The sequence below is a fragment of the Streptomyces sp. NPDC024687 genome, from assembly GCF_055559055.1.
In genome coordinates this window covers 64,804-84,101 of sequence record NZ_JBVHLJ010000017.1, presented here as the reverse complement: position 1 = coordinate 84,101, position 19,298 = coordinate 64,804, and the positions used below count along the sequence as shown (strand labels likewise).

Annotated in this window: 20 protein-coding genes; 10 read left to right on the top strand and 10 right to left on the bottom strand. The window is 69.4% G+C overall.

Features of this window, described 5'->3' with window-relative positions:
- Window positions 1-484 precede the first annotated feature (484 nt).
- From ACZ39I_RS40270 to ACZ39I_RS40255, 4 genes are all read right to left on the bottom strand, one after another.
- Window positions 485-754 carry a helix-turn-helix domain-containing protein gene (locus ACZ39I_RS40270; protein ID WP_467250504.1) on the bottom strand — a complete coding sequence of 90 codons (270 nt, stop codon included), beginning with the start codon at window positions 752-754 and terminating at the stop codon, window positions 485-487.
- Window positions 754-1,245, bottom strand: coding sequence for a DUF2975 domain-containing protein (locus ACZ39I_RS40265; protein ID WP_467250502.1), 492 nt, complete (start codon window positions 1,243-1,245; stop codon window positions 754-756). Before ACZ39I_RS40265 ends, ACZ39I_RS40270 begins: the two co-directional genes overlap by 1 nt.
- Before the next feature lie 515 nt (window positions 1,246-1,760).
- Window positions 1,761-2,585: a helix-turn-helix domain-containing protein gene (locus ACZ39I_RS40260; protein WP_467250500.1), complete on the bottom strand. Its 825-nt coding sequence runs from the start codon at window positions 2,583-2,585 to the stop codon at window positions 1,761-1,763.
- Window positions 2,582-3,511 (bottom strand): helix-turn-helix domain-containing protein, encoded by a 930-nt coding sequence (locus ACZ39I_RS40255; RefSeq protein WP_467250514.1) that lies wholly within the window; start codon window positions 3,509-3,511, stop codon window positions 2,582-2,584. Before ACZ39I_RS40255 ends, ACZ39I_RS40260 begins: the two co-directional genes overlap by 4 nt.
- A gap of 547 nt (window positions 3,512-4,058) precedes the next feature.
- On the opposite strand from ACZ39I_RS40255, the gene ACZ39I_RS40250 reads away from it, so the two are divergent.
- The 5 genes from ACZ39I_RS40250 (at window position 4,059) to ACZ39I_RS40230 (ending at window position 6,778) form a co-directional block, all read left to right on the top strand.
- Entirely contained in the window at window positions 4,059-4,583 is a 525-nt protein-coding gene (locus ACZ39I_RS40250; protein WP_467250498.1) for a hypothetical protein, read from the top strand.
- Window positions 4,584-4,641: 58 nt separating this feature from the next.
- Window positions 4,642-4,971 carry a DUF2690 domain-containing protein gene (locus ACZ39I_RS40245; RefSeq protein ID WP_467250496.1) on the top strand — a complete coding sequence of 110 codons (330 nt, stop codon included), beginning with the start codon at window positions 4,642-4,644 and terminating at the stop codon, window positions 4,969-4,971.
- Window positions 4,972-5,278: 307 nt separating this feature from the next.
- Window positions 5,279-5,683, top strand: coding sequence for a hypothetical protein (locus tag ACZ39I_RS40240; RefSeq protein ID WP_467250494.1), 405 nt, complete (start codon window positions 5,279-5,281; stop codon window positions 5,681-5,683).
- Window positions 5,684-5,902: 219 nt separating this feature from the next.
- The gene (locus ACZ39I_RS40235; protein WP_467250492.1) at window positions 5,903-6,271 is read left to right on the top strand and encodes an SH3 domain-containing protein; all 369 of its coding nucleotides are present in this window, start codon (window positions 5,903-5,905) and stop codon (window positions 6,269-6,271) included.
- 150 nt (window positions 6,272-6,421) lie between these two features.
- Window positions 6,422-6,778, top strand: a complete 357-nt coding sequence (locus ACZ39I_RS40230) for a hypothetical protein (RefSeq protein ID WP_467250490.1) — start codon at window positions 6,422-6,424, stop codon at window positions 6,776-6,778.
- 138 nt (window positions 6,779-6,916) lie between these two features.
- On the opposite strand, the gene ACZ39I_RS40225 is transcribed toward ACZ39I_RS40230, so the two are convergent.
- Window positions 6,917-7,174 carry a squalene/phytoene synthase family protein gene (locus tag ACZ39I_RS40225; RefSeq protein ID WP_467250488.1) on the bottom strand — a complete coding sequence of 86 codons (258 nt, stop codon included), beginning with the start codon at window positions 7,172-7,174 and terminating at the stop codon, window positions 6,917-6,919.
- Between the two features lie 188 nt (window positions 7,175-7,362).
- Window positions 7,363-7,785: a MarR family winged helix-turn-helix transcriptional regulator gene (locus ACZ39I_RS40220; RefSeq protein ID WP_467250486.1), complete on the bottom strand. Its 423-nt coding sequence runs from the start codon at window positions 7,783-7,785 to the stop codon at window positions 7,363-7,365.
- A 62-nt stretch (window positions 7,786-7,847) separates the two neighbouring features.
- On the opposite strand from ACZ39I_RS40220, the gene ACZ39I_RS40215 reads away from it, so the two are divergent.
- On the top strand, window positions 7,848-8,642 hold the full coding sequence (locus ACZ39I_RS40215; protein ID WP_467250484.1) for an alpha/beta fold hydrolase: 795 nt from the start codon (window positions 7,848-7,850) through the stop codon (window positions 8,640-8,642).
- 84 nt (window positions 8,643-8,726) lie between these two features.
- On the opposite strand, the gene ACZ39I_RS40210 is transcribed toward ACZ39I_RS40215, so the two are convergent.
- Window positions 8,727-9,119, bottom strand: a complete 393-nt coding sequence (locus ACZ39I_RS40210; RefSeq protein WP_467250482.1) for a VOC family protein — start codon at window positions 9,117-9,119, stop codon at window positions 8,727-8,729.
- 162 nt (window positions 9,120-9,281) lie between these two features.
- Here ACZ39I_RS40210 and ACZ39I_RS40205 point away from each other — a divergent pair, with 162 nt between their 5' ends.
- A complete protein-coding gene (locus tag ACZ39I_RS40205; protein ID WP_365657875.1) occupies window positions 9,282-9,431 on the top strand; it encodes a hypothetical protein in 150 nt (49 codons plus the stop codon).
- 140 nt (window positions 9,432-9,571) lie between these two features.
- Complete coding sequence (locus ACZ39I_RS40200; protein WP_467250480.1) at window positions 9,572-10,429, top strand: oxygenase MpaB family protein; 858 nt, start codon at window positions 9,572-9,574, stop codon at window positions 10,427-10,429.
- Window positions 10,430-10,484: 55 nt separating this feature from the next.
- On the opposite strand, the gene ACZ39I_RS40195 is transcribed toward ACZ39I_RS40200, so the two are convergent.
- Together ACZ39I_RS40195 and ACZ39I_RS40190 are read right to left on the bottom strand one after the other, a co-directional pair.
- Window positions 10,485-12,503 (bottom strand): glycoside hydrolase, encoded by a 2,019-nt coding sequence (locus ACZ39I_RS40195; RefSeq protein WP_467250478.1) that lies wholly within the window; start codon window positions 12,501-12,503, stop codon window positions 10,485-10,487.
- 54 nt (window positions 12,504-12,557) lie between these two features.
- A complete protein-coding gene (locus tag ACZ39I_RS40190) occupies window positions 12,558-14,201 on the bottom strand; it encodes a glycoside hydrolase family 43 protein (protein WP_467250512.1) in 1,644 nt (547 codons plus the stop codon).
- Window positions 14,202-14,585: 384 nt separating this feature from the next.
- Here ACZ39I_RS40190 and ACZ39I_RS40185 point away from each other — a divergent pair, with 384 nt between their 5' ends.
- Both ACZ39I_RS40185 and ACZ39I_RS40180 read left to right on the top strand, forming a co-directional pair.
- Window positions 14,586-16,232 (top strand): glycoside hydrolase family 27 protein, encoded by a 1,647-nt coding sequence (locus ACZ39I_RS40185; protein WP_467250476.1) that lies wholly within the window; start codon window positions 14,586-14,588, stop codon window positions 16,230-16,232.
- Window positions 16,233-16,351: 119 nt separating this feature from the next.
- Window positions 16,352-17,578, top strand: a complete 1,227-nt coding sequence (locus tag ACZ39I_RS40180) for a CE1 family esterase (RefSeq protein WP_467250474.1) — start codon at window positions 16,352-16,354, stop codon at window positions 17,576-17,578.
- A gap of 39 nt (window positions 17,579-17,617) precedes the next feature.
- On the opposite strand, the gene ACZ39I_RS40175 is transcribed toward ACZ39I_RS40180, so the two are convergent.
- Window positions 17,618-19,246: a PucR family transcriptional regulator gene (locus ACZ39I_RS40175; RefSeq protein WP_467250472.1), complete on the bottom strand. Its 1,629-nt coding sequence runs from the start codon at window positions 19,244-19,246 to the stop codon at window positions 17,618-17,620.
- Window positions 19,247-19,298 lie beyond the last annotated feature (52 nt).

Sequence of the window (19,298 nt, the reverse complement as noted above, 5' to 3'; positions counted from 1 at the left end):
AGGCCAGGCGGTAGTCGGACCTCTCATCAGCGTCTCCAACGGCGCCTCTCAGGCCCGGTGACACCACCCCCCAGGTCATCGGTTCGACAGGGGGGGAACAGTCATGCCGGGCCCGGAGGCCAGCGGCCCTCTTGCAGGACCGCGAAGAAGATAACGGGGGAGTCGGTTCCGGGCGAACGGTCGAAGGCCGCGGCGGAGGCGGTGCACGCGACGGTGATCAGGACGGCGGCGCCCGCGGCGACACGGAGGCGGGTGGAGGCTGACGCATTGCGACTCATCGGTGGTCCTTCCTCATGGATGGCGCCCCTGCTCCGGGGGCGCCCTCACAGGCTCTCGCGGGCTGACGGGTCCTCACATCGCCCGCGAAACTGACGTATTGCTCCCCCGCACGGCTCACGGCGATGACTGCCGTGCACCCGAAGAGGTACGCCTGCCTGCACCCTTGGTCCCACGGAGAGCGAATGAGTCCAGCAGCACCCGTACGTCAGGAGGTGCCGGTGGCGCCGGCCGCGGTCCGGCCTGACGCGGGCACGTCTTCGTCCGTGCCGTCCTCGGGCTCCCAGCGCAGCAGGTCGCCCGGCTGGCACTCGAGCACCTCGCAGAGCGCGGCGAGCGTCGCGAAACGTACCGCCTTGGCGCGGCCGTTCTTGAGTACCGCCAGATTGGCGGGCGTGATCCCCACGCGATCGGCGAGTTCGCCCACGGACATCTTCCGCCTGGCCAGCATCACGTCGATGTCGACGGCGATCGGCATCAGATCACCCCGTCCAACTCGGCCTGCAGCTGTGAGGCTTCGTCGTCGCGCGCGACGGCCTGGGCGAGCAGCATCCGCAGCACGAGCACGATGAGGGCGACTCCCAGGATGGCCACGCCGACGCCGCCCATGATGAGGGTGACACCCCGGTCGTCCCGCTGGCCCGGCGCATTGACGAGCGTGACCGCGAACCACACGAGGGCGGCCGCCACGATCGCGCCGATCACTCCGTCCACGTACCGGAAGGCGGCGGGGGAGAACACGGTTCCGCGTCGCACCATCGTCACCAGCCGCCCTACGCAGACCAGTGCCACCTGGACCGACACCATGCCCAGGATCGTGATCACACGCAGCGAGGTCAGCGGGAGCGACCCGTCCTCCGGGTCGCTCCCGCTGACCAACGTCCACACCATCAACGTCTGTACGAACAGGGTGCCGACGAGCACCACTGCGAGCACGGCGCGCAGGGCACCGACGGTCAGCTTTCCCATGTCCCATCCCAACATCGAGCAACGATGGAAATCTATCGAATCTCGATAGTACCGGCGGCCGCCGACACTGGCGAGCCGCCAGCCCGGCCGGAACGGCCACATAGCCGCCGGTCGCCAGGGCCACGTCCGGCCGGAAGTCCCAGATCGCCTTGCGGGCCTGCGCCACCCCCAGCGGCACCCCGAGCCATGTCCCGCACGTTGGCCGCCGACAGCACTTTCAGCAGTCGATCTCACCGGCGGCGTCCGCGGCGGCTTGCAGTGAGCGCCGACAGCCGCTGCCGTCCGCTGTCCCCGTCGTCACCGCGGGCACGCCCCAGCGACTGCCCCGCTGCCCCCACGTCCAGGCCGTCGACGACGCCCTCACCGCGCGGGGTATCCCGCCGGGCATCGTCCGCGCTGCTCGACTGGGAAGAACGCCAGGGCTGGTACTACGCCCTGCGCGAGCAGGCCAAGTCCGGACCGCTGCCCTCGCCCCGCCGGGGGCGCAGGCAGTGCTCGGCCAGGAGAGAGCACCGTCAGGAGTCGAAGCACTCCCGGTTCGTGGCGCCCGCCGGTGTGAAGCACAGCCGTAGGCGCGTCCGGTTCGGGCCGCCGATCATGGGCGTGAAACGGTAGGCGCCCGTATCCGCGGTGTTTCTGACGACGACTCGATGCGGCCGGATGCCAGGGGTCGAGACCTCGATCACGTCCCCGACCTTCGAATGCCAGATCCGGCCCCACGCGGCGTCGCACACCTGGCTGTACCGGATCTCCACCCTCGCACCGGTGGTGGTGCGGTTCGGCGGACCGAGCGAGTCCACCCGGCCGGGCAATCCGCAGGCCATCGGGCTGGGATCCTTCCCCTCACACGCCTCCCCCCGGCATCCGGGGACGGGATCCAGCGTGGACGCCGGGCTTCCCGCGGCGCTGTGGCTCCGCAGAGACTGCGCCACCAACATCGCCACTGCGACCACACACACACCGGCGATGAACAGCCCCTGGCGCCGAGCCCTCCTGTGGACGCCGGTAGCGCCCACAGCACCTGCGGGGACCAGGGCGGATGCGGGCGAGGGCGTGGGCCGAGGCTCGGCAGAGGGGCGGGTGTGCCGGGCGCGCCCGCTCCACTCGGCGTCCGCCAGTTCCCAGAGCGCGAGCAGCCGCCCGGCGGACTCCCCCGTCAACGCGCACAGCGCCTCGACGGCCTGCCGGGGCACTGGCTTCTTCCCGTTGAGATAGCGCTCCCAGGACGACTTGCTGTACGCCGTGCGCTCGGCCAGCGCCGCCAGGCTCAAGCCCGTCCGCGCCCTCATTTCGCGGAGCCCCTCGGCCAGGGCCACGCACTCCGGTGCGGGGCCGCTCATCCGCGCAGCGCCTGCCAGGTGTGCGGGCCCACGACGCCGTCCGCCGGCAGCCCGGCCTTCTTCTGCAGACGCATCACGGCCGCGATGGTCTGCTGACCGTAGACCCCGTCGACGATGCCCGGTTCCAAGTGGAGATAGCCCAGCAGGCACTGGGCCTCCACCACGTCCCAGCCCGGTCCGGCAAGGACGGCGGTGCGCGTCTTGCTGTATCCGGCGAACAGCTCCCCGCCGGCCTCGCCGTTCCGGCGGACCTTGCAGGAGTACGACTTGTCCGTCTTGAAGACGTACCAGCCCAGCCCCTCGGTAGAGGTGTTGTTGCTGTTGGTGCCGCTACCGGTCCTGATGCCAGTACTAATAGCGGCACCGGTGCTGGTGGTACTGCTGCTCGGCAGTGGGCCGTTCAGCGCCGTCTGCACCTTGTCGTCCCCGCCGTCGGCGTCACCCCAGGGCGCGGCGATCAGCATTCCGGCGGCCATCCCCACGAGCGCGGCGGCCACCACGGCAGCGAGGGCGACGGGCCTGCGCACCCCCGGCGGCTGCCCGGCCCCCGACCCGGGCCCGGCCCCCAATACCGTGGGCCCCTCCTCCGAGGCCCCTGGCTCCTCCGCCGACACCGCAGAGCCCTCGGCCGCAACGGAATGCTCAGCAGCTTCCTCCCCCTGTGCTCCTTGCTCGCCACCGTCCTCCGCCGTGGCCCGCGAGGACGACGTGATCCGCTGCGGCCACCCTTCCTCGGCCACCTCATGCAGCACCAGCAGCCGGACCGGATCCGCCCCCGCGACCCGCGCCAGCTCCTCCACCGCGTGGCGCGGAGGCAGCGCCTTCCCGTTGAGGTAGCGATCCCACGACGAGCGGCTGTACCCGGTCTTGACCGCGAGCGCGTCCAGGCTCAGCCCGCTGCGGTCCTTCAACCTCCGCAACTGCACCACGAGTTGCCGCACTCTCTGGTCAAGAGAATCCGGCAGTTCTTTCCAACGCGACACGCCCCACCCCAATAAGCATCAGAAACCCCCCAGGGCTCTCGCCCCTTGCCCTGTTAGTACACCTCGCGCGGGCTCCGGGGCTAGCCGAAGCTCCACACCCATGTCTTCAGCCGTGGCCCACGAGGGCTCGGGCGTCCCAGCGATGCCGCATCGCTCCGGACATCCCAGCAGGTCAACGCATGGGACGTCCCACGGTGTCCCAACGGCGCCGGCCTCGCTGGCCCAGACCCGGATTGACCAGCAGTCTCTGTGGAGCAAGCAGACGGCGCGGTCCACCCGCATCGTCCTCACGGGGAGGAGGCCGAATCATGAACGCACGAAAGCGCACCGCCCTCGCGACGTCAGAACCAGGAAAGCCCGCTTCCCGATGGCGGAGCAACTGGCCGGATCGGCCTCCCGAAACTGGCGCGAACCCATCCGCGGCCAGACATCAACCCCGGGGTGGGCACCCGCGGGCCCACGCCCGCCTCATCTCGACAAGGAGACCATCATGCGTATGAACATGCGCCGCGCCACCCTCGGCGCCGGATCCATCGCCGCCTCAATCGTCCTCGCGCTGCCCGGCAACGCCTACGCCGTCACCAAGTTGTCGCAGTCCGCTGCGGCCTCCCAGCTCAGTGCCGCCGGCGTCACGCACTCCTCCAGCGGCGGCTGCACCACCCGCTCGAACAGCAGCTGTACATCGTACAGCCAGATCAACCAGACCACGGTGGATGGACTGAAGACCCTCAAGAGCGCCAGCGGCTGCGCGATCAACGTCACCGGCGGCACCGAGGTCGGCCACTCCAATCCCGACCGCCCCTACAGCCACTACCAGGGCTTCAAGGCGGACATCAACCCGAACACCTGCATAACGAACTACATCCACTCCAGCTTCACGAAGATCTCCACCCGCAGCGACGGCGCGGAGCGCTGGCGCTCCTCGGCCGGCAACGTCTACGCCCGCGAGAGCAACCACTTCGACATCAGCTACTGCGCCGGCATCGCAGCCTGCACCAGCTCGGCCAGCGCCTGACCTGCCTCCATCAACTGACCCGTTGCAACTCCCACAGGCCTGCCGTCGAGGAGGTCTCGTGAAGTCCGGCACGAGGTCGAAGCTGTCCGGCGCCGTCACCGCGGCAGCCCTGTTCGCCGGTGGCCCGCTCGACGCCCCGGCCGCCTCCAGTTGCCTCAGCTCCACCTGCAACGGCCTCAACCCGGCCAACACGGGCTGTCAGAACGACGCCCGCACTGTGCCGCGCGGCGAGCACCGCGGCGTGGAACGGCGCGATAGCCCATCCTGCCGGGCCGCTTGGGGGCACTATCCCAACGCCTCCGCCGCCTCGAAACTCGAGATCCACAGCTGCCAGGGCAAGAAGTACCTACCAACGGACCTACGGGCGGCGGCACTTTCTTCAGCGTGATGATCAACGACAGCGTGATGATCAACGACAAGGACGTGACGCCCGAGGCGGGTACTTACTGGGGAAGCAGCACTGAGTGCACGGGCGACTACTGATCAGCTTGCCGACGCCGCCTCGCGGTCACCCTCGGCAGCGGCGCCCGCTCGCGGCCGGACTCCTTACGGTCAACCCCGCCTGTACCGGCGGGGGCCTCCCGGTCCTGGCCGGGCCGGTGGCGCCTGCTTCCGCCACAGGCTCCTCCTCAGCCGACTGCCCCATACCCGTATGTCTGCCGCCCAACTCCACCTCCACAGGAAGTCTCGCGACCATGCTGAAGTTCCACGGCACCCAGCGGAAGGCCCTCGTCACCGGAGCCGCCCTGGTCGGTGCGCTCGCCCTCGCCGCCGGGCCGGCCTACGCCTCCTCCACCAACGTCTCCGGCCAGGTCGGGGGGAGCTACACGTACTACGGGACCGGCCGGACGATCACGGCAAACGGTTCGAACATCTACCTCCAGGTCACCAACACGCCCGGCGTGGCCATGAAGGTCAAGTGGTACAAGTGCGACAACCGCTCCGTGCAGGGCTCGGACGTGGAGGTAGGAGACGGGCGGCGGCACCTGATCGGCTCCAACTTCAGGTCCGGCACGGTCTTCTGCCTGGCGGCTGCCGCGGACCTCAGCGAGACGAAGGTCAACTGGAGCGGCACCCTCAACTGGAACGTCACCTCCTGACGGGCTCACGTGAGGCCCGGCTCGGCACGCGTGCAGCCGCACGGTGAACGGTGGCACGTACCGCAGGAGTTACCCCGATTCGCACAGGAGCCGCGGCAGAACCTCGGCTCGCGATCTCGCCGTGACGAAATGTACGACCCGAATAGCCAAGCCTCGCTCAGAGACTCTCAGAGAGGCTCAGGCAGGCTCCGATGCCCGGTCCGGGCGAAAGAAGGTCAGATGAACATCAGGCGTTTCACGGTCATAGCCGTCGTTGCGGCCTCTTGCACCATTGCTGCACCGGCGGTGAGCCAAGCGGCCGCGCCCAACGTCGCAAAGAGTGCCGCAGTAGCGGCGGCCAGCGCGAATGCGTCGGGCCACTTCACCGGAAACGGTGTCAATATCCGCTCAGGCCCTGGCACCGGATACTCCTCCGTCGGTCAGGGGCAAAGCGGCCAGGGCGCCGAAATCACGTGCTACTACTACGCCAATTACGGCGACAGCGGGCAGAAGTGGTACTACCTCAGAAACAAAGCGACCAGCGTGACAGGCTTCGTCAGCAGTGCATACATCAAGGTGACCAGCGGCGCTGTCGGCTACTGCCTCTGAACTTCTCCTGGATCGCAAGTTTGCTTATCGACCGGGCCGGCATGACTCGTCCCAGTGCTCGTACAGCTGACGTTGCCCGATGAGTGGTCACGGATCGAATCGAATCCGCGCCACGCGAAACCCGAAGTCACCCTTACTGAAAGGCATGCCATGAACCGCAAGATCTCCGTCCTGCTCAGCGCCGGCGCACTGCTGGCCGCCGGATTGTCCGTGATCTCCGCACCCGCGGCACAGGCTGACGCATACCAGTGCGACGATCGAGCTGTCTGCTTCTTCAAGAACGGATTGCTCCCGACCGGGACCTACAAGGACTTCACCTCGACTTGGCAGACCCTCGGCGTCAGCAAGGGTGCCCCCAAGGTGTGGAATACCCGCCACGACGATGGCGCGCTGCTCCACTTCACCAATGGGGCTACGCGGTGCATCCGCCCGGGCGACCTCAACGAGAACCTCGCGAGCATCGGCACCGTGGACAAGATTCGGATCATGGCATCGCCCAGCTGCTGACGACGTACCGCGCACTCATGAGCGGTACAGAACGTAACGACGGCGACGGCCAGGTCGTGCCCGGCGTCCCGGCCTGAACAGCCCGGCCGACCTGTGTCATCTGTGTCATCACCCCTTCGTTTCCCCAGGTGGTCACAATCATCTGTTGCAGCGTAGGAGCCCCCGAGCAACTTGCAGCGCCCTCGGACCGTCGTGGTCCGGGGGCGCTGCTGCTTTTGCTGCTCGGCGCAGTACCGGTTGCATTGGGGTCTGTATCTCGGCGGCGGGGCTTGTGCTGTCGTCGATCAGGTCGTCGGCGGTGTGAAGGGCGGCGTACAGGACGTGAGCCGCGGTCCGGACGTGGGCGGGCAACAGCTGGATGAGCGCGTACTCGGCCCGGAAGGTGCGACGGACCATGCGTCTGCAGGTGCGGAGAGCGACCCGGGCCTCTGGCGGTGCAGAGGCTGTCCGGGGTTCGTCCTAATGCGGCAACGCTGACTCCTGTGTGGTTCCGGACGCTTGGTGACCTTGGCAACAAGCGCTGGACGGAGCCTGATACGGCACGCTGTGCGATTTCACCCACGCGCATGATTGGGCAAGTGCCGTCAGTGCGCGTCCGGCTCCGCCGTGAGGCGTTGAAGCAGGCCGAGCAGGGTGGCGCGGTCCGGCCCTGGCAGGGCGGAGAAGCACTCGGCGAGTACGTGGTCGGCGACTTTGTGGCCGGCCGCCAGGACCTGATCGCCGGTGGGGGTGAGGTGGTGTTCGATGCGCCGGCCGCGTCCGGGCCGGCGTTCGACGAGGTCCTGGGCCGTGAGGCGGCCGGCGAGCGTACCGAAGGCCTGCTCGGTCTGGAAGGTCGCTGCGGCCAGTTCGCGGGCGGACGCTCCGGGGGAGCGGCTGATCGCGCGCAGCGCGTCCCACTGGGCCAGTGTCGTGCCGACCGCCTGGAGGGCGCTGTCGAGGGCCCGGTGTTGCCGATACTGGGCCTGTTTGACCGCTCTGCCGAGTTCTTGCAGCTCACCGTGCATACGCCAAGTCTACGCCATGACCAAGCTAGCTTATATAAAGATGCTTAGTTACAGTGGTCGGCATGTCCACCAACGCATCAGCCATGTACGCCGACCTGTCGCTCACCCTGTCCGAGGCCGGGGAGGGGAGGCCGGTCCTCGTCCTGCACGGCGGCGGAGGCCCCGCCACCGTCGCCGGCCTCGCCCGGCACCTGTCCCGCACCGCTCACACGATCACGCCCGTGCATCCCGGCTGGGACGGCACCGACCGCCCGGCATGGCTCACCGGCATCGACGACCTCGCCCTCGCCTACCTGCACCTCCTGCGCGAACGACGACTGCGCGACGTTCTCGTCGTGGGCTCCTCCCTCGGGGGCTGGACGGCCGCCGAGATGGCCGCCCGCGACACCACGGGGTGTGTCACCGGCCTCGTCCTGATCGACGCGGTAGGCGTGCGGGTCGAGACGGAACCGATCACCGACTTCTTCGCCCTGGACGCGCGCGGCGTCGCGGAGCACTCCTGGCACGACCCGGACCGCTACTACCTGGACCCGGCCGGGATCCCGGACGAAGAACTGGCACGCAGAGGGGCCAACATGGCCACCATGCGCCTGCTCGCCGGCGACCCCTACATGCATGACCCCACGCTGCTGTCCCGGCTCGGACAGGTCCAGGTGCCCGCTCTCCTGCTCTGGGGTGAGAGCGACCGCATTGTCACCCCCGCCTATGGCGCCGCGTACGCCGACGCGTTCGGCGACGCCCGCCTCGAGGTCATCCCCAAGGCCGGCCACCTTCCGCAGATCGAGCAGCCGGACGCCACTTTCGCACTGGTCGACGAGCACCTGCGTCAGACGGACAGCCCGTTGCGGCAGCGGTGAACTGCGTGCCGTGACCCGGCTGGCGTGCGCGACGGTGGCGGACACGCTGGCCCGGAGCCTCTGAAGGCCTCCCGGCCCGACCCGTCAGCCGCCGGGGCCGCTGCGCACGAAGAGGCAGAACGGGTGGCCCGCCGGGTCGTACAAGACCCGTACATCGGTCTGAGGCTGGACGTCGGCCACGGTCGCTCCCCGTTCGAGGGCGTGCTCGACGGCTGAGGGCAGGTCGTCCACCTCGATGTCCAGGTGCATCATCATCTGCTGCTCGGACCGGCGGGAAGGCCACTGCGGGCGTTCGAAGAGCGGCTCTGTCTGGAAGGACAGCCCGGCGGTGCCGTCGGGCGAGGCGATCTCCACCCAGCCGGACTCCTCCGTCCGCAGCCGCCACCCGAGCAGATCCTGGTAGAACCGCGCGAGCTCATGGGCGTCCGGTGCGTCCAGAGTCGTCGCGGCCAATGTGAAACGCGGTGCGGGCTCCATGCAGTAGTGCTGCCCGGTTCCGCTGCTGTCAGACCGACGTGCCGGGCGGGCCGCACAGGGGTGGGACGCCGGACCCGGGGTAACCGCGACTGTACGAAGACCAAGTCGTGCGGCAGGCCATGTCGTGCGGCAGTTGTCGTCGACCATCACGGGAGGACAGTCGTGCCTGGCATGTTGGAGAAGATCAAGCAGTTCAGCAGGAGCCCGCAGGGACGGCGTGCCGCCGAGCAGGTGCGCCGGGCCTCGGCCGATCCGCGTCGCCGCGCCCAGGCTCGGCAACTGCTCGGCAGGCTCCGCGGACGGAGCCACTGAACCGGAGCGCGCTCGCCACGGCGGGTGGACGCCGGTGACGCCGCTCGGTGGGAAACCGAGCACACCGCATCCACCCGCACGGCTGCCGGGGAAGACAGACCACCGGGCGCGCTGCGGGGCGGGAAGGAGGTGCGGCCAAGATGACCGACCTTCGTGATCGGCTGGGCAGGGCCGTGTTCCGGCGAGTGGCCGGTCCGGACGGCCCCGCCAACCGCGCCCGTATCCACGACACGCCCGGACCCCGCTGGTTCGGCCCCGAACGTCCCATCCGCACGGTCCACGGCGACGTGTCGATGTTCATCGGCGGGCTGAGCGCCCTGCTCCTGCAGTCCCTGCACCCGCTCGCCATGGCCGCCGTGTCCGCGCACTCCGGGTTCCGCGGAGATCCCTGGGGGAGGTTGCAGCGCACCAGCACCTTCCTCGCCGTCACGACCTACGGCACCGCCTCCGACGCCGAGGCAGCCGTCGAACGCGTGCGCGCCATCCACCGGCAGGTGCGGGGGACCACCGGCGAGGGACTGCCCTACCACGCCGCCGACCCGCATCTGCTGGGCTGGGTGCACGCGGCCGAGACCCACAGTTTCCTGCGCGCCCACGAACGCTACGGGGCCCGCCTCCTCGACCCGGCGGAGTACGACGGCTACGTGGCCGACACCGCGCGGGTGGCCGAGGCACTGGGCGTGGTCGATCCACCCCGGGACCGCCGGGCCCTGGCCGCACTGCTGGCCACCTACCAGCCGGAACTGCGGGCCACCCCGGAAGCCCGGGCCGCCGCCCGGTTCCTGCTGCTGCACCCACCCGTTCCGCTCGCCGTGCTGCCGTTCTACGGCGTCCTGGCGGCGAACGCGGTGGCCCTGCTCCCGCCGTGGGCGCGCAGCGTCCTGCGACTGCCCCGGGTCCCGGTCGTGGAGGGGCTCGCCGTCCAGCCCGCGGGTCTGCTGCTGACGCACGCCATCCGCTGGGCCATGACCCCGGGAGCGCGCTCGCCGGTGGAGTAGTGAGATTCGGCGGGCGCACGATGTGGGCCCCGCACGCCGTACGGGGCCCACACGGTCAGCAGGTCGAGTTGGTCTGGGTCAGCAGACCCAGCCGCCAGGGCAGGCTGTTGTAGTCACCGCCGGCGTTGGGATCCTTCCCCTGGTACAGGTACTGGAGCTTGCAGGCCGGGATCGTGAGTGTCTGGTCGTAGCCCGCGCGGATCATCTCGCCGTGACTGATGTCCCGGCTCCAGGTTCCGGCAGGGAACGTCACGTTGTTCGACTTGGCGAACGGGTTGCTCTCGGACGCGGCCAGGGGCGACCACGAACCGGCGAGGCTGCTCGATGTCCAGGAGCGGAAGTAGCGCCGGCCGTCCGAGGCGATCGCCTCGACGAGCAGCAGGTACTGATTGCTGCCCTGCACCTTGTAGACGTTGCTCGCTTCGAACATGGCGTACTTGGAGTCCTGGGCCGCGATGACGGTGTCGGTGAAGCCGTTGGGGAACTGCCCCACCGTCGTCCGGGAGCGGTAGAGATGACCGTTGTCGTCCGAGGAGAACAGGTAGCAGTTGGCGCTGTCGCAGATCACCCACATGTCCACCCAGTAACCGTTGCCGATGTTCCGGCGGATGATGTCCGGCATCGACGAGTAGAAGTTCTTCGGGGCGCTCCACCCGTTGGGGTTGCTGATGTCCGGGTTCGTCGAGTACGACGCGTTGCCGGTCTGGTAGACGAGGTACCACAGGCGTTGCGGGGCGTTGTAGAAGACCTGCGGTGCGGCACGGTACCCGGCGCCGACGGCGGTGCGGTCCAGGTAGTGGTGCGTGGCCGAACCGGCCTGGGACCAGTCGGAGAAGTTCAGGTACACCAGGTTGTACCCGGCGGAGTTCGCGGTGCTTGCGAACACGTGGTACTTGCCGTTGTAGTAGACGACCGACGGGTCCTTGATTCCCGCGATGTTGTGCGTCGCGTCCGACTTCGGCCCGATCAGAGCGCCGCTGGAACTCCAGCGGAAGGAGGAGGGGAGCGCCGCGGCGGACCGGGTCGCGGGTGCGTCCGTCCGCTGTGCCGCGGCGCGGCCGCCCAACGCCGTGAGCGTCGACTGGTAGGCGGGCTTCTTGTTGCCGTTGCGGTCGAACAGCAAGGGGTTCTCACCGCTGCGCCAGGAGTCGCTGTCGCGGATGCCCCAGACGGTGATGCCGGTGCAGCGCGCCACGTTCATGCAGGCCCGCACCGTGTTCGTGTACGCGGCCGTGGGCGCCTGAGCGATGTCCAGCTCGGTGATCTGGACGTCCACGCCGAGCGCGGCGAAGTTCGACAGGGTCGTCTGGAAGCTCCCGGGCGGGCCGCCCGCCCCGAAGTGGGACTGGAGGCCGACGCAGTCGATGGGCACGCCGCGCGCCTTGAAGTCGCGCACCATGCGGTAGACGCCCTGGGTCTTGGCGTCGCTCCAGTTCTCGATGTTGTAGTCGTTGTAGCAGAGCTTGGCCGACGGGTCGGCCGAGCGCGCGGTGCGGAAGGCCTCCTCGATGAAGCCGGTGCCCAGCACGTCCCGGAAGACCGAGCTGCGCATCTGGCCGCTGCCGCCGTCGGCGAAAGCCTCGTTGACCACGTCCCAGGCGTAGACCTTGCCCCGGTAGTGGTTCGCCACCTGGGTGATGTGGTTGTTCATCACGCTGCGCAGGGTGTTGGCGTCCCTGATGGAGCTGACCCAGCCGGGCAGTTGCTGGTGCCAGACCAGGGTGTGTCCGCGAAGGCGTTGCCCGCGTGACTGGGCCCGGTTCGCGATCTGGTCGCCGGGGCCGAAGTTGAACGAGCCGCGGGAGCGCTCGATGGTGTCCCACTTCATCTCGTTCTCGGGCGTGACCGAGTTGAACTCCCGGTCCAGGATCCCGGTGTACGTGCCGTCGCCGAGGCGTCCGGCGGCCACGGCGGTACCGAAGTACCGCCCGGACTGGGCCGCCTGGGCGCCCAGCGTGGAGGCCCGGACGCCGTCGGGTGCGGCGCTCGCGGCGCCGGGGCTGACCAGGGCGGCCACGGCCAGCAGGGACAACACCGAGGCTCGGCGACGGCCGAGCCGTTTCAGCGGGTTCATGGTTCTCCTCGTACGGTGGGGTGGGGGGTTGCGCCGTGCGATCGAGGGATGGGATCAGGGCGTCGACAGCTCGAACCGCGGGATGCGGACCGCGCCGCCGAGCGTTTGGGTCGCGTGGTTGAAGAGGGCGAATCGGTAGCCCATGAAGAAGCGCCAGTCGTTGCCCATGGAGAAGGCGGGCCCGAGCCGGGTGAAGCGGGTGCCGTCGGTGCTGTAGGAGAAGGTTCCGGGGCGGGCCGCGCCGGGGCGGATGTCCGCGGTCGCGCGCAGCCAGACGCGGCCTCCCGCGAGGGGCGCGCTCGCGACCTCGGTACCGGTCGCGGTGGTGTTCCAACTGCCGTCCATGGTCAGTCCATTGACCATCGTCACCCGCGCCGCGCCGCCGTCGCGCTTGACGCCGATCCACGCGGAGGAGTCGCGGAGCAGCGCGAGCCCTGCCCGGTCGCCGTCCCGCATCGTGGAGTGGTCGAGCTCGACCGTGGCGGTGGAGGTGGGCCCCTGGATGCGGTGCGTGAGGGTGTTGCGGGCCCAGTACAGGTCGTCGGTGACGGTCGCGGTCCGCAGGGTCAGGCCGTCGCCGACCGACCACTTGGTGTTGTCCGGGTTGTGGTTCCACTCCCATCTCGGCTTGAGGGCCGTGCCGTCGAAGGTGTCCACGCCGGTCATCGGGGTGACCTGGCGGGGCGGAGCGGGCACGGCAGGGCCGGGGTACGACGTGCCCCAGGCGCCGTTCACCAGTTGGACGACGGGCCAGCCGTCCGGGGTCCAGGTGACCGGAGCGAGGACCGGCACCCGGCCGCCGGGATAGGCGTCCACGAAGGCCATGTAGTACCAGGCGCCGCCCTGTGTCTGCACCAGCCCGCCCTGGTGCGGGACACCGCCGCCGGGGACCGGTCCGCGCAGGTCGAGGAGGACCTGTCGCATCGTGTACGGGCCGAAGGGACCGCCCGACGACTTCAGGATGTACTGCCCGTTCGCCGGACGGGTCAGGAAGATGTAGTACTGCCCGTTGATCTTGTAGAACCGGGAGCCCTCAAGGGTGCCGACGCTCGACGGTGTGCTGAACACCTGCTGGGTGCGGACCTGGCTCCGGCCGTCGGGCGAGAGCTGGGCCACGCTGATGGTGGTGTTCCCGTACGCCACGTACAGGGTGTTGTCGGTGTCGACGAGCAACCCCGCGTCGTAGTACGGGGTGTTGATCGTGGTCAGCCTGCTCCACGGCCCCTCGACGGCGGTGGCGGTGTAGACGTACGTCCTGGCGAAGTCGATCTGGCCGAGCCAGTAGAACGTCCTGTTGGCCGGACGGTAGGCCAGTGACGACGCCCAGATCCCCCTGACGTAGCCCCGGGCACCGTTCAGGTCGTACTTGGCCCCGAAGTCGAGCACGGGCACCGAGTGACCGGCGATCTCCCAGTTGACGAGGTCGTACGAACGCAGGACGGGGGCGCCCGGTGAGTAGTGCATGGTCGAGGCGGAGGCGTAGTAGGTGCTGCCGACGCGGATGACGTCGATGTCCGCGAAGTCCTGCCAGATCACCGGGTTCGTGTACGACGCGGCGGCCGTGGGGGCCGGTCCTCGGGCCGTGGCGGAAGCGGCGGTGGGGGAGGGGCCCGCCAGGGACAGGAAGGCGCCGGTGACCAGGCCGCCGCCGACGGTCAACGCCTTTCGGCGATCGAAGGGTTGGCGAGGACATGACATATCCATGTGTCGTTCTCTCTGCGAGGGAGCGCTGCGGGGGCGGGGCTGTCCTGCTCGTTCGAGAGTGCGAACGCCGACTGACGTGTCGAGCAATCAGGATGATATGTGCCTGACACATCCCGTCAATGCCTGTCGCAGGATTCGCTGTGGGCATCGAAATGTTTCGGCGATTTGCGGGTCCTGATGTACTGAAGTGAACAGTTGACAGCCCATCAGGTGTTGACACATACGTGACTACCTCTAGCATCCGTAAAGCCAACGATCCGAAACCCGACCGAAATTTCGAACCGTGGCCGAATGTCATGAACCTGGCATAGAGCCGCACAGTGCGTTTTCATCCACTGTCTTGCCGTGTCTCGCGACGTTCTCTGAAGGGAGTCACCGATGTACCGACCCTCAGGCAGACGACTGCTTCGCATCCTCGCGGCCGCCGCGCTGGCCGTCACCGCGTCCCTGACGGCTTCCGCCCACTCCACCGCTTCGGCCGCCCCCGGCAGCCCCGCGCTCACCCCGCCCCTGGGCTGGAACAGCTGGAACAGCTTCGGGTGCGGGGTCACCGAGGCACAGGTCCGCCAGGCCGCGGACGCGATGGTCTCCTCGGGCATGCGGGACGCCGGGTACCGGTATGTGGTGGTCGACGACTGCTGGTTCGACCCGCAGCGTGACGCGGCCGGCAACCTCAGGGCCAGTCCGACCAAGTTCCCGAGCGGGATGAAGGCGCTCGGGGACTACATCCACGGCAAGGGCCTGAAGTTCGGTATCTACCAGGTGCCGGGCGAGCGCACCTGCGCGCAGACCAGCGGGGCCTATCCGGGGTCGACGGGCAGCAGGGGACACGAGGCCCAGGACGCCTCGACCTTCGCCTCGTGGGGCGTCGACTACCTCAAGTACGACTGGTGCTCCTCCAGCGGCACGCGCGACGAACAGGTCGCGCGTTTCTCGCTGATGCGGGACGCCCTGCGGGCCACCGGACGGCCGATCGTCTACAGCATCAACCCCAACAGCTTCCACGCCATCACCGGTGCCACGTACAACTGGGGCGAGGTCGCCGACCTGTGGCGGACCACCGAGGACCTCCTCGACATCTGGCAGAACGGCAACACCAACAGCTATCCGATGGGCGTCGGCAACGTCCTGGACATCACCGCGCCGTTGGCGGCCCAGTCGGGTCCGGGGCACTGGAACGACCCCGACATGCTGGTCGTGGGCCGCCCCGGCCTGTCGCTCACGGAGTCCCGCTCCCACTTCGCCCTGTGGGCCCTGCTGGCCGCACCGCTCATGGCCGGCAACGACATCCGCACCATGTCCCCCGACGTGAGCGCGATCCTGCGCAACCCGCGTCTGCTGGCGGTGAACCAGGACGCGCTGGGCGCCGGCGGGCGCAGGGTCCGCGACGACGGCAGCACCGAGGTGTTCGCCAAGCCCCTGTCCGACGGCTCGGTCGCGGTCGGGCTGTTCAACCGGGGCAGCGGTACCGCGACCCTCACCACCACGGCCGCACAAGTCGGTCTGTCGGGCGGGCCGTTCACGCTGACGGACCTGTGGAGCGGCGGTACCTCCAGCACCTCCGGGCAGATCTCGGCGAGCGTCCCCGCGCACGGCGTGGCCGTGTTCCGGGTGAGCGGTGGCAGCCCGTCGGCCGCCACCACCTCGCGACTGCGCGGCAACGCCTCCGGCCGCTGTCTGGACGTGGACAAAGCTTCCACCGCGGCCGGAGCCACCGCACTGATCTGGGACTGCCACACGGCCGCCAACCAGCTGTGGACCACGTGGGCCGGCGGTGAGATCCGCGTCTACGGCGACAAGTGCCTGGACGCCTACAACCAGGGCACCGCCAACGGAACCCGGGTCATCATCTGGTCCTGCAACGGCCAGGACAACCAGAAGTGGACCCTCGGCTCCGACGGGACGATCCGCAACCAGCACGCCGGGCTGTGCCTCGACGCCGACCAGTCCGGCACCGCCAACGGAACGCCACTGGTCCTGTGGACCTGCAACGGCCAGGCCGGCCAGAGGTGGACCCGCGCGTGAGGGACGTCGCGCTCCTGTCCCACCACCAGGAATGCACCCACCGGACAAAGCACCCGCCGAACAAGGGGAGTCGCATGATGACAAGGGCACGGTTCCGCTTATGGCACACCGTTGTCGCGGTGCTGCTCGTGCTGGCCACGGGAGGCTCGGCAGTGGCCGCCGGCCGAGGCGAGAACGTCCCGCTCACCGCCTCCGGCACCGCCGCCCCGACCGCGGGATGCGGGAAGACCCCCACGCTGACCAGCGGTACCCACACGATCCAGAGCGGCGGCAAGAACCGCAGCTTCATCCTGAGGATCCCGGACGGCTACGACCGCAACCACCCCTACCGGCTGGTCTTCGGATTCCACTGGCTGGGTGGCACCTCGACCGATGTCGCCACCGGCCGCACGGTCGACACGGGCACCTGGGCCTACTACGGGCTGCAGCGACTGGCGAACAACAGCGCCGTCTTCGTCGCCCCACAGGGCCTCAACAACGGCTGGGCCAACTCCGGCGGGGAGGACGTCGCCTTCGTCGACGACATGATCCGGCGGATCGAGGCGGACCTGTGCGTCGACACCACCCAGCGCTTCGCGCTCGGCTTCAGCTACGGCGCCGCCATGTCGTACGCCCTCGCGTGCGAGCGCGCCACGGTCTTCCGCGCGGTCGCGGTGCAGAGCGGCGGCCAGCTCAGCGGATGCGGCGGCGGCACCCAGCCCATCGCCTACCTCGGAGTGCACGGCCTCAGGGACAACGTCCTCGGCATCTCCGGCGGACGGGCGATGCGGGACCGGTTCGTCAGGAACAACGGCTGCGCCCCGCAGAATCCGCCGGAGCCCGCCCAGGGCAGCCTGACGCACCGGGTCACCACCTACTCGGGCTGCTCGGCCGGGCATCCGGTCGCCTGGGCCGCGTTCGACGAGGGACACATCGCCGCCCCGCAGGACGGGGCGCCCGGTGACAGCGGCAGGACCTGGGTGCCGGGAGAGGTGTGGAAGTTCTTCACGCAGTTCCAGACCTCCGACCCGTCACCGGGTACCGCCACCTGCAAGGTCAACCGCACCGTCAGCGCGTGGAACAGCGGCCTGACCTCGAACATCACCATCAGCAACACCGGCACCACCGCGATCGACGGCTGGTCCCTGGCCTTCACCCTGCCCGGCGGGCAGACCATCACCTCCGGCTGGAACGCGGACTACTCACCCGCCTCCGGCCAGGTCACAGCCAGGAACCTCTCCCACAACGCCTCCATCGCGCCGGGCGCCTCCGTCGGTATCGGCTACCAGGCCGTCCACACCGGCGACACGGCCGCGCCGGGCACCTACACCCTCAACGGCAACGTCTGCGCCGTATCGGGGAGTTGACGGAACCGACCGCGGACTGTCGCACCTGCCGCCGTGTCCTCAGCGCGCTCGAAGCACATCCAGTGCCGTGAGAGCGGCGTGGAGTTCGGTGCGCTGGTCGCCCGATTCGAGGTCGCGGGCCAGGAGGCGCTCGATGGTGCGCAGCCGTTGGTAGAGGGTCTCGCGGGCGAGGCCGCCGCGGCGGGCGGCGACGGTCTTGTTGCCGGCCGCGTCGAGGTAGTGGCGAAGGGTCGTCAGCAGGTCGGTGCCGTGTCGGGTGTCGTACTCGACGAGCCGCCCCAGTTGGCGTTCGGTGTACGCCTGGATCCTGGGGTCCGCGCGCAGGGCGTACAGCAGGCGGCGCAGGCCGATGTCGGAGAGTTCGTGGAACGAGCGGTCCGGAGGCAGCGGCTGGCCGGGCGGGGTGGCCTCGGCGACTCGGGCCGCCTCGTGGAAGGAGCGGGCGGTGTCGCGGAGGGCCGTGACCTCGGAGCCGGCACTCACGACGGCTTTCGGGGCCATGCCCAACGCGATGCCGCTCAGCCGTTCGACGATGGGCCGCCACGGTTCGGCGGGACGCAGGGCCAGCAGGATGCCCAGTCGGCCGGGGGCCAGTTCGCCGACGAGGGTCACTGCGCCTGCCGTCCTGAGTTCCTGGAAGATGCGGGACTCCGGGTCGCTCTCCCTGTCCTGCGGGCCGAGGTCCACGAGGACCGCGACATAGCGGCTGCGATGCGTCGGCAGACCCAGTGCGGCGCAGCGGGCACGGGCGTCCTGCGGAGAGAGGTGCCGCAGTTCGACCAGCTCCCGCAGGACGTTCCGGTGCGCGGTGCGTTCCCACGGGGCGGGGTCGATGAGGCGCGCGACGGTCAGGGCCATCGCGGTCCTCTCCAGCACGGTGATGTCCTCCGGGCCGAACGCAGGCCCTTCGTCGGCGCGCGCGGGAAGCATGACCACCCGGCCCCAGCGTTCGCCCTGGTACTCGACGGGTGTCGTGAGCCAGCCCTCCGGACCGCAGGCCGCGGTGTGCGCGCCCGGCCCGGTGGCTCTGGAGCGCTGCTCCCAGTCGGTGAGCGCCTCCTCCACCGTTCTTCCGGACGATTCGCAGATCAGCGCCTGATGAACCAGATTCTCCAGGACGACCGTGCGACCGCTGATCTCCGCCGCCGCGCGCACCACGTCCTCCGGCCCGGCTCCGCGCAGGGTGAGAGCGGTGAACGCCTCGTGGATACGCTGCGCGCGGCGCAGGGCGTCCGTCTGGTTGCCCAGCAGGAGCGCGTGCACGACCTGGGTGACCTCGAGGAAGTTGACGTCCTTGGCCAGGGTGACGAGAGGCAGACTGCGCAGGCGACAGGCGTCGACGAGCGACTCCGGCGGGCGGTGGTAGCGCCGTACGAGTTCGATGACCAGCGCCGAGGCCCCGACGTCGGCGAGTTCGTCGACGTACCGGCGCACGCCGGCAGCGTCCTCGGGCAGCGGCATTCCGGTGGTGAGCACGAGTTCGCCGCCCTTGAGGAAGGACGCGGGGTCGGTCAGTTCGGTGACGTGGACCCATTTGACCGTCCGGTCCAGGTGCGGCGCACCGGCCACCACCTGCGGCTGCCCGGCGGACAGGACGGGAAGGGCCAGGACGTCGGCCACGGTGAGCGGACGGGTGAGTCCCTGGCCGGCCGGGTGGTTGTCGTTCACGGTGTCTCCACGGGGTCCCCTGCCCCAACCGAACCCGAGTGCTCGGGGGCAG